At 72.0% G+C, this 8676-nt stretch carries 8 protein-coding genes; 4 read left to right on the top strand and 4 right to left on the bottom strand.

Translation table 11 applies throughout. The features are described from left to right. The 4 genes from WYO_RS12795 to WYO_RS12780 all read right to left on the bottom strand — a co-directional run. Positions 1 to 813: HAMP domain-containing protein (locus tag WYO_RS12795; protein WP_007562971.1), on the bottom strand; the 813-nt coding region annotated here is incomplete at its 3' end. Between the two features lie 49 nt (positions 814 to 862). Further along, entirely contained in the window at positions 863 to 1438 is a 576-nt protein-coding gene (locus tag WYO_RS12790) for a chemotaxis protein CheW (RefSeq protein WP_007562969.1), read from the bottom strand. Then, positions 1438 to 2922 (bottom strand): CheR family methyltransferase, encoded by a 1485-nt coding sequence (locus WYO_RS12785; protein ID WP_007562967.1) that lies wholly within the window; start codon positions 2920 to 2922, stop codon positions 1438 to 1440. Before WYO_RS12785 ends, WYO_RS12790 begins: the two co-directional genes overlap by 1 nt. A 6-nt stretch (positions 2923 to 2928) precedes the next feature. Next, the gene (locus WYO_RS12780) at positions 2929 to 3423 is read right to left on the bottom strand and encodes a chemotaxis protein CheW (protein ID WP_007562965.1); all 495 of its coding nucleotides are present in this window, start codon (positions 3421 to 3423) and stop codon (positions 2929 to 2931) included. 215 nt (positions 3424 to 3638) lie between these two features. Between WYO_RS12780 and WYO_RS12775 the strand changes: the two genes are divergently transcribed. The 4 genes from WYO_RS12775 to glpK all read left to right on the top strand — a co-directional run bounded on the left by WYO_RS12775 (position 3639) and on the right by glpK (position 8672). Further along, entirely contained in the window at positions 3639 to 3887 is a 249-nt protein-coding gene (locus WYO_RS12775; protein ID WP_007562963.1) for a hypothetical protein, read from the top strand. 791 nt (positions 3888 to 4678) lie between these two features. Continuing rightward, positions 4679 to 5494, top strand: a complete 816-nt coding sequence (locus WYO_RS12770; protein WP_007562961.1) for a DeoR family transcriptional regulator — start codon at positions 4679 to 4681, stop codon at positions 5492 to 5494. Between the two features lie 84 nt (positions 5495 to 5578). Continuing rightward, positions 5579 to 7111: a glycerol-3-phosphate dehydrogenase gene (gene glpD, locus WYO_RS12765; protein WP_007562959.1), complete on the top strand. Its 1533-nt coding sequence runs from the start codon at positions 5579 to 5581 to the stop codon at positions 7109 to 7111. 55 nt (positions 7112 to 7166) lie between these two features. Further along, the gene (gene glpK / locus WYO_RS12760; RefSeq protein ID WP_007562957.1) at positions 7167 to 8672 is read left to right on the top strand and encodes a glycerol kinase GlpK; all 1506 of its coding nucleotides are present in this window, start codon (positions 7167 to 7169) and stop codon (positions 8670 to 8672) included. Positions 8673 to 8676: the final 4 nt, after the last annotated feature.

Raw genomic sequence — 8676 nt, 5'->3', positions numbered from 1 at the left:
CATCGCGTCGAGCGTGCGCCCCAGGCGCGCGATCTCGTCGCCGCCGCGCATGTCGAGCTTGCCCGAGAGGTCGCCGGAGCCGACCCGCTCGACGAAGGCCATGACGGTCTCCAGCGGGTGCACCACGGCGCGGCGGATCATCCAGGTGACCAGCATCGCCAGCAGGACCGCCGCGGCGAGGGTCAGGTAGATCGACAGGCGCGAGCGCTCGTAGACCTCGTGGGCGGCGCGCTGCCCCAGGGCCATGCCGCCGTCGAGCAGGGTGCGCAGGTTGGTGATGCCGCCCAGGAACGGCGCCTGCAGGCGGCTGATCTCGTCGTTGCGCGCCTCGACCCCGGCCACATCCTGCTGGGCGATGGCGGCGAACTGCGCCTCGCTCGCGGTCCGGACATCCCGGAACGAGCGCTGCACCTCGGCCGCCGCCGCGGCGATCCGGTCCCAGACGGCGTTGCGCTGGGCCGAGATCGAGAGCGTCCGGTACTCGCCGGCGAGTTGCATCGTGGTGGCCAGCGCGCTCTCGACCTGGGCCGCGGTCCGGCGCCACGCCGCCACGTTGTCGTCGGTGCGCGCCGGGCGGCCCTGGGCCTGCGACAGCAGCGCGATCACGGCGTTGCGGCGCAGGAGCCCGAGATCCCGGGCCTGGTTGCCGAGGTCGTCGAGCTGGCGCAGCACCGACATGTCGCGCCGGACGATGGCGTCGGTCGTGTCGCGGACCGCCCCGATCTGCTCGAGGGCGTAGAAGCCCAGGGCCACGATCACCACCGTGACGGCGACGAAGCCGAGGAGGATGCGTCTTCCGATCGAGAACGTCACGGTCGGGGCTGGCTCCGGTGATGGGGCGCGGGGGCGCGGACCTGAACAGTTAGGGCAGCACGCGACGCAGGAGGCGGGGCAGGTCGACGACGACGAAATCCGGTCGGCCGCCGCCGGCCGAAGCGGGGGCATAGCCCGAAGCGGCGGCGTTGCCCAACCCGGCGGGGTCGGCCGCCTCCGCCATCCCTGCGGCAGACGGTCCCGCCGCGGCGGCGATCCCCAGCACCCGGTCGACCGCCAGCGCCACGGGCTGGGCCTGGCTGCCGCGCAGCACCACGAGATGCCCGGCCTCGCCCTCGGCCTCGGGCGGCGCTTCCGGCCGGCCGAGCGCCCGGGCGAGGCCGAGGACGCCGACGATCCGGCCCGAGAGGGCGATCAGGCCGAGCAGCGCCGGCACCGCCCCGGGCATCGGCGTGAACGGGCGCATCGGCAGCACGTGCGCGACCGCCGCGAGGGGAATCCCGTAGCGCTCGGTCCCGCAGGCGCAGACGAGGTGGTCGATGCCGGTCTCGGGTCCCGCGGCGGCCTGGCTGCGCCGGGCCAGGGACGCGGCGCGCTCGGCCCGGATGTCCCGCGCGGTTCTCGGCTTCGTCGCCTGCTCCGATGCGCTTATGCGCGCGTCCATCAGGGCCTCCCGGTTCCGCCATCCGCACCGAGCCCGGCGCGGGCCGCGGCCGCGCCGGCGGCGATCTCGCCCGCCGCGGCGCCGTCGCCCTCGAGCAGGAGGGTGTTCGGCCCGAGGGCTTGGCTGAGCGCGATGGCGTTGTCGAGAGCGCGGGCCGCCGCCTCGGGGCGGCCGAGCGCGATCAGCAGCAGCCCGAGATGGTAATGGGCCATCACGAAGCCCCGGTCGAGATAGAGCGCCGCCCGCAGGGCCCGCTCGGCCTCGACGTCCCGGCCGAGGGTGCGGGCGAGGAGCCCCTCGTAGAAGCGCAGGGCCGGATCGGTCGGGTCCCGCGCCAGGGCGTCGCGCAGCACCCGCCAGGCGGCGCCGGTCTCCCCGGCATCGGCGAGCGCACGGATGCGCGCGAGGTCGCCGGCCGGCGTCTCGCCATCGCCCAGGTCGAGGCTCGGCAGGAGGGTGGGCCGGGGCGGGGCGAGGATCGTCGCCACCGCGCTCTCGACGGGCTCGTCCGGCTCGTCCGCCTCGTGAATGCGCGGCGCCGACCAGGCCGGCTCGAGCGCCGGCGGGACCGGCCGGGGCGCCAGCGTCGGCACCGCGTCGGCCAGGCGGCGATAGGCGACGGTCCCGGGCAGGCTGACCGGGTCGAGGAAGCCGGAGAAGGTCGGGTTGGGCTCGGCATGGCCGAGCAGCATCCAGCCGTCCGGCCGGAGACGGCGACCGAGGCCGCGCACCACCGCGGCCACCGTCTCGGCCTCGAAATAGATCAGCACGTTGCGGCACAGGATCAGGTCGAAGCCCTCGCCCGGCGGGACCTTGGGCTCGATCAGGCTCAGGAGGTTGCCGCGCTCGAACCGGACCAGCGCGCGGTATTCCGGCCGCAGGGCGAAGCCGCCCTCGCGCCGGATCCCGGGGGCGGGGGGCAGGCGCGTGAAGTAGCGCAGGCGGTCCTCCGGCGGCATGGTCCGGAGCGCCCAGCGCCCGTACTCGGCCGCCCGGGCGGTCGCCAGCGCCTCGACGCTGATATCGGTGCCGAGGATCACGATCCGCCAGTCGGGCAGGGCATCGCCCAGGGCCTCGCGCACCAGGATCGCCAGGGAATAGGGCTCGGCCCCGGTCGAGCATCCCGCGCTCCAGATCCGCAGGGTGCGGTCGTGCCGATGCGCCGCGATCAGCGCCGGCAGGATCGTCTCGCGCAGGGCCTGGAACTGCTCGGCGTAGCGGAAGAAGAAGGTCTCGCCGACCGTGATCTCGGCCTCGAGATTGGCCCATTCCGCCTCGCCCCGGGACCGGTCGGCCAGCAGGGCGCTGTAGGCGGCGCAATCGGCGATCGCGGTGGCCCGGAAGCGCCGGTGCAGGCGCTCGGTCAGGAGCTCGTCCTTGTCGATGTAATAATGATGGCCGGTGCGCGCGATGATCCGCGCCTTCAGCGCGGCATAGGCCGGGTCGCCACCCGGATCGGGGCGGGAAGGAACGAAGCGCGGCATCGCCGATCACGCGGACGGGGGCAGGGCGGCCAGGCGCTCGGCCGCCGCCCGGGTCAGCGCCGCGACCCGTTCCCGCTCCTGCGCGGTCAGCAGGCTCTCGGGGGAGAGGGCGTGGACGAGCCGGTCGCCGATCACGAGCTCGGCCGCCACGCAGCCGTTGAGCGTCCCGGCCTCCTCGGCGGGCCGGATCGCGTCCTCGGGCACGATCACCAGATCGGCGGCGCGGTCGACCAGATAGGCGACCGCATCGTCCCGGGTGAGCACCAGATGCGCGTAGAGGCCGGGCCGGGTGGCGGCCGGGCGCAGGCCGAGGAGCGGGGCCAGATCGATCACCGGGATCGGCGCGCCGCCGAGATTGAGGAAGCCGGCGAGCCAGCCGCCGGTCGCCGGGGGCTTGTGCAGGTCCGGCAGCGGCAGGATCTCGGAGACGGCCGCGCGCGGCAGGGCGCAGGGCGTGCCGGCGATGTCGAGGAGCAGATAGGCCGAACCGCTGCTGGCCAAAGCCGCCCCCTCCCGTACGCATCGCGGCCCCGCCGGGACAGGCCGCGCAATAGGCCCCCGCCCCCCGGCAGGCAATGACCCGATCCCGGCATCCAACACCGGATCGCGGCGCCAGGGAACCATGTCTCCCCTCAGCCGCTTATTTTCCGACGCAGCGGCAAAGCCCAGACGACGGGCGACGCCTCGCCTGCGACTGTCTACGCCAGGGATTGATCATGAGGAAACTTCTGTTGGCCGCCGCGTCGCTGACGCTGCTCGCGGGCTCCGCCTACGCCCAGGGCAACGCGCCCTACAACAATTCCGGCGCACAGGCCGGTGGTCCCCGTGGCGGCCTGGAGCGCGCCGGCGAAGCTGCCGCGATGGAGCAGGGCGCCGCCCCGGCCCAGCGTCCGGTCATGCGCAAGCGCATGAAGCACAAGCGGATGATGAAGCATCATCGCCGGTCGCGTCACCACCAGATGTGAGCAGCCCGGGCGCGCCGCCAAGCGGCGTCACCGGCTCGATCAGGCCTGCCGCAGCCGCGGCAGGCTTTTTTGTTGGGTTGTCCGGTCGCGGCCTACGGCGGTCGCACGGCCGGCTCTGCAGGTCGCGACGCACCCCTCCCGCGCGGGCCAGCGGATCCACCCCATCGTTTCGGCATCAAGCGCTTGCGGCGCCGCGCTTTTCTTCTCCCCTTGCGGGCTACGATGTTCACACATCGCTGCCGGACGCGAACCAAGGCCAACCCCAGGCGCGCCTCCCTCCCCCCTCTGCGGGGGAGGGTGGGCCGGCCGTCAGGCCGGGTCGGGAGAGGGGAACCCGGGTTCAGGACAAGGCGTGGCCGGCATGACGGGCGAAGCCCTGTTCCGCACCGTCGCTCCCCTCTCTCGATCTGAAGCCGCTCGCCCGCACGGGAGAGGGGCCAGGGGTGGCCGCAGGCGGCACCGCTGCGCCACTTCCGCCCCCAACCTCCAACTCCCTCCCCGCAAGGGGGGAGGAGCGCGCGTTCCGCCTTGCGTCAGCCGATCGATGCATGTCCGCGCCCCTGCGGGACAGACGACCCGCACCGCGACCGGCAGCGTGCGAGTTCGGTCACCCCAATGGAGCGGGCCTTCGCCCACCCCCGTCACCTGTGCGCATCCGATCCGCCGCGTGCCCAACCCGGTTGCCCGGCCGCCCCGGCGGGTTCACTCTCGTGCGAAAGCCGCTCACCCCACAGAATGTTCGCAAACGAACATTCCCGAGCCGGACGGGCCGGGGAACGCCAGGAGTCTCGATGTCACGACCGCTCGACCGGAGATCCGAGGACAGGGTCGAGGCCACCGGGGTCGAGGCGCGGCGCAGCGCCATCGTGGCGGCCGTGCGCCAGCGGGGCTTCGTCACGATCGAGGCCCTGGCCGCGCAGTTCGGTGTCACCGTCCAGACGATCCGACGCGACCTGAACGAGCTGAGCGCCGAGGGCCGGCTCGAGCGTTACCGGGGCGGCGGCGGGTTGCCGTCGAGCGTCGAGAACATCGACTATGCCGACCGGCGGGTGACGCTCCTGCCGGAGAAGACCCGGATCGGCCGGTTGGCGGCCAGCCGGATCCCGTCGCATTGCTCGGTCTTCGTCAATATCGGCACGACCCCCGAGGCGGTCGCCCGGGAATTGACCCGGCACGACGACCTCAGCGTCATCACCAACAACCTCAACGTCGCGCTCTCCCTGGCCGAGGCCACGGAATTTCACATCGTCGTGGCCGGCGGCACGGTGCGCAACCGCGACGGCGCGGTGCTCGGCCAGCTCACCTGCGACACGCTCAGCCAGTTCCGGGTGGACGTGGCGGTGATCGGCATCAGCGGCATCGATGCCGACGGCGCGCTGCTCGACTACGATTACGAGGAGGTGCGGGCGACGCAGACCATCCTGGCCCATGCCCGCAAGACCTTCCTGGTCGCCGACCACACCAAGTTCACCCGGCGCCCGATGGTGCAGGTCGGGCGGCTGGATCAGGTGGATACCTTCTTCACCGACCGGATGCCGCCGCCCGAGATCGTCGCGATGATCGAGCGCCAGGGGGTCACCCTGGCGGTGGCCGACGACGAACCGTAACGAACATGCGTTTTTCGCTTGCGAAAATCGGCAGGCGGCTCAATATGTCCTGAACCTGCCATTCAGGGCGGGAGAGGAGGAACAATGCCGGCTGCAACGCGCCAGCACGCGCCGTCCGACGCCTACGATCTCCTGGTCATCGGCGGCGGCATCAATGGCACCGGAATCGCGCGCGATGCGGCGGGCCGCGGCCTGTCGGTCCTGCTGGCCGAGCGCGGGGACCTGGCCGGCTTCACCTCCTCGTCCTCGACGAAGCTGATCCACGGCGGGCTGCGCTACCTCGAATATTACGAGTTCCGTCTGGTCCGCGAGGCCCTGGCCGAGCGCGAGCGGCTGCTGCGTCAGGCCCCCCATGTGATCTGGCCCCTGCGCTTCGTGCTCCCTCACGACGAGGGCCTGCGCCCGGCCTGGATGCTGCGGCTCGGCCTGTTCCTGTACGACCACCTCGCGCGGCTGCGGACCCTGCCGGGCTCGAAGTCCGTGGACCTGCGCACTTCGCCCTACGGCGCGCCGCTGCAGAAGCGGCTGACCAAGGGCTTCGTCTATTCCGACTGCTGGGTCGAGGACAGCCGCCTGGTCGTGCTCAACGCCATGGACGCCCGCGAGCGTGGCGCCACGGTCCTCACCCGAACCGGCGTCGTCTCGGCACGGCGCGAGGGTGAGGGCTGGGTCGCGACCTTGCGCGACGAGCGCACCGGGACCGAGCGGACGATCCGGGCCAAGGCCGTGGTCAACGCCGCCGGCCCCTGGGTCAGCGCGACGCTGGGCGGCACGCTCGGCATCAACAGCCGCGCGGCGGTCCGCCTGATCAAGGGCAGCCACATCGTGGTCAAGCGCCTGTTCCCGGGCGACCAGGCCTATATCCTGCAGCAGCCCGACAAGCGGATCATCTTCGCGATCCCCTACGAGCGCGACTTCACGCTGATCGGCACCACCGACGTGCCCTATGACGGCGAGCCCGGCCCGGTCTCGATCTCCCCGGAGGAGACCGATTACCTCTGCGGCTGCATCAACCGCTCGTTCGACACCCGCATCACCCCGGCCGACGTGGTCTGGAGCTATTCGGGCGTGCGCCCGCTCTACGACGACGCGGCCGAGAACGCCTCGGCGGTGACCCGCGACTACGTCCTCGACGTGGAGGACCAGGGCGGCAGGGCGGCGGTGCTGTCGGTGTTCGGCGGCAAGATCACCACCTATCGGCGCCTGGCTGAGCACGCGATCGAGAAGCTCAAGCCGTTCTTCCCCGGCCTCAAGCCGGCCTGGACCGGCGAGGCGGTCCTGCCCGGCGGCGCCATGCCGGATGCGGATTTCGACCAGTTCCTGGCCAAGCTCCAGGCGGAGAAGCCGTTCCTGCCCGCCGAGACCGCGCGGCGCCTCGCCCGGGCCTACGGGACCAAGGCCCGCGAGATCGTCGGGACCGCGCAATCCATGGCCGATCTCGGCGAGGCGTTCGACGGCGGCCTGACCGCGGCCGAGGTCGATTACCTACGCGTCGCGGAATGGGCGGTCACCGCCGAGGACATCCTCTGGCGCCGCTCGAAGCTCGGCCTGCGCACCAGCCCCGAGAGCGCCGCGCGCCTGTCCGCCTACCTCGACCGCAGGGCCGAGGCTGCATGATTGTGTCAAACCCGAGCCGGCGCGAGACCGGTCGGGCCTAACCAGGGAGGGAACGATGAGCCGTTACGTCGGGGCCATCGACCAGGGCACCACGAGCAGCCGCTTCATGGTGTTCGATCGCGAGGGCAGCGTCATCGCGCTGGCCCAGGCCGAGCACGCGCAGATCTATCCGGCCCCCGGCCATGTCGAGCACGACGCCGCCGAGATCTGGACCAAGACCCAGGCCGTGATGCGCGAGGCCCTGGACAAGGCCGGCCTCCAGCCCACCGACCTCGCGGCGGTCGGCATCACCAACCAGCGCGAGACCACGCTGATCTGGGACCGGCGCACCGGCAAGCCGCTCCACAACGCCCTGGTCTGGCAGGATACCCGCAACGACCGGCTGGTGGCCGAGTTCGCCCGCGACGGCGGCCGCGATCGGTTCCGCGACCTCACCGGCCTGCCGCTGGCGAGCTATTTTTCCGGGCTGAAGCTGCGCTGGCTGCTCGACCATGTCGAGGGCGCCCGGGAGCGGGCTGAGGCCGGCGACGTGCTGTTCGGCAACATCGACACCTGGCTGGTCTGGAACCTCACCGGCGGCACCGAGGGCGGGCTGCACGTCACCGACGTGACCAATGCCAGCCGCACCCAGCTGATGTCGCTGAAGTCCCTGGAATGGGACGACGGCATGCTGGCGACCTTCGGCATCCCGAAGGCGATGCTGCCAAAAATCGTCTCGTCGAGCGAGGTCTACGGCGAGACCAAGGCGCCGTTCGCGGGCGTGCCGATCGCCGGCATCCTGGGCGACCAGCAGGCGGCCCTGTTCGGCCAGACCTGCTTCAGTCCGGGCGAGGCCAAGAACACCTACGGCACCGGCTGCTTCGCGCTGATGAACACCGGCACCGAGCCGGTCCCGTCCAAGGCCGGCCTGGTCACGACCCTGGCCTACCGGCTCGACGGCGAGAAGCCGGCCTACGCCCTGGAGGGCTCGATCGCCATCACCGGCGCCCTGGTGCAGTGGCTGCGCGACAACCTCCACATGATCAAGGATTCGGCCGAGGTCGAGACGCTGGCCACCACGGTCGAGGACAATGGCGGCGTCTACTTCGTGCCGGCCTTCTCGGGCCTCTACGCGCCGCACTGGAACGAGGGCGCCCGCGGGCTGATCATCGGCCTCACCCGCTACGTCAACCGCGGCCACATCGCCCGCTCGGTGCTGGAGGCGACCGCCTTCCAGACCCACGAGGTGCTGGACGCGATGGCCAAGGATTCCGGGATTCCCGTCAAGGAGCTGCGCGCCGACGGCGGCATGGTCGCCAACAACACGCTGATGCAGTTCCAGGCCGACATGCTCGACGTGCCGGTGGTGCGCCCGAAGGTCTCCGAGACCACGGCGCTCGGCGCCGCCTACGCGGCGGGCCTCGCGGTCGGCTACTGGAAGGGCCTCGACGACCTCAAGCGCAACTGGGGCGTCGACAAGCGCTGGACCCCGAAGATGGATGCCGGCCAGCGCGAGAAGATCGCCGCCGCCTGGGGCCGGGCGGTGCAGCGCTCCTTCGACTGGAAGCTCGACGAGGATTGAGGGG

The organism is Methylobacterium sp. GXF4 (assembly GCF_000272495.1).
In the GTDB taxonomy this organism is placed as follows: domain Bacteria; phylum Pseudomonadota; class Alphaproteobacteria; order Rhizobiales; family Beijerinckiaceae; genus Methylobacterium; species Methylobacterium brachiatum.
This window is presented reverse-complemented; position numbering and strand designations above follow the sequence as displayed.

Excerpts from the sequence above, each read along its gene's own strand:
- WYO_RS12790 (WP_007562969.1), bottom strand. The coding sequence starts at position 1,438 with ATGGACGCGCGCATAAGCGCATCGGAGCAGGCGACGAAGCCGAGAACC.
- WYO_RS12785 (WP_007562967.1), bottom strand. The coding sequence starts at position 2,922 with ATGCCGCGCTTCGTTCCTTCCCGCCCCGATCCGGGTGGCGACCCGGCC.
- WYO_RS12775 (WP_007562963.1), top strand. The coding sequence starts at position 3,639 with ATGAGGAAACTTCTGTTGGCCGCCGCGTCGCTGACGCTGCTCGCGGGC.
- WYO_RS12770 (WP_007562961.1), top strand. The coding sequence starts at position 4,679 with ATGTCACGACCGCTCGACCGGAGATCCGAGGACAGGGTCGAGGCCACC.
- glpD (WP_007562959.1), top strand. The coding sequence starts at position 5,579 with ATGCCGGCTGCAACGCGCCAGCACGCGCCGTCCGACGCCTACGATCTC.
- glpK (WP_007562957.1), top strand. The coding sequence starts at position 7,167 with ATGAGCCGTTACGTCGGGGCCATCGACCAGGGCACCACGAGCAGCCGC.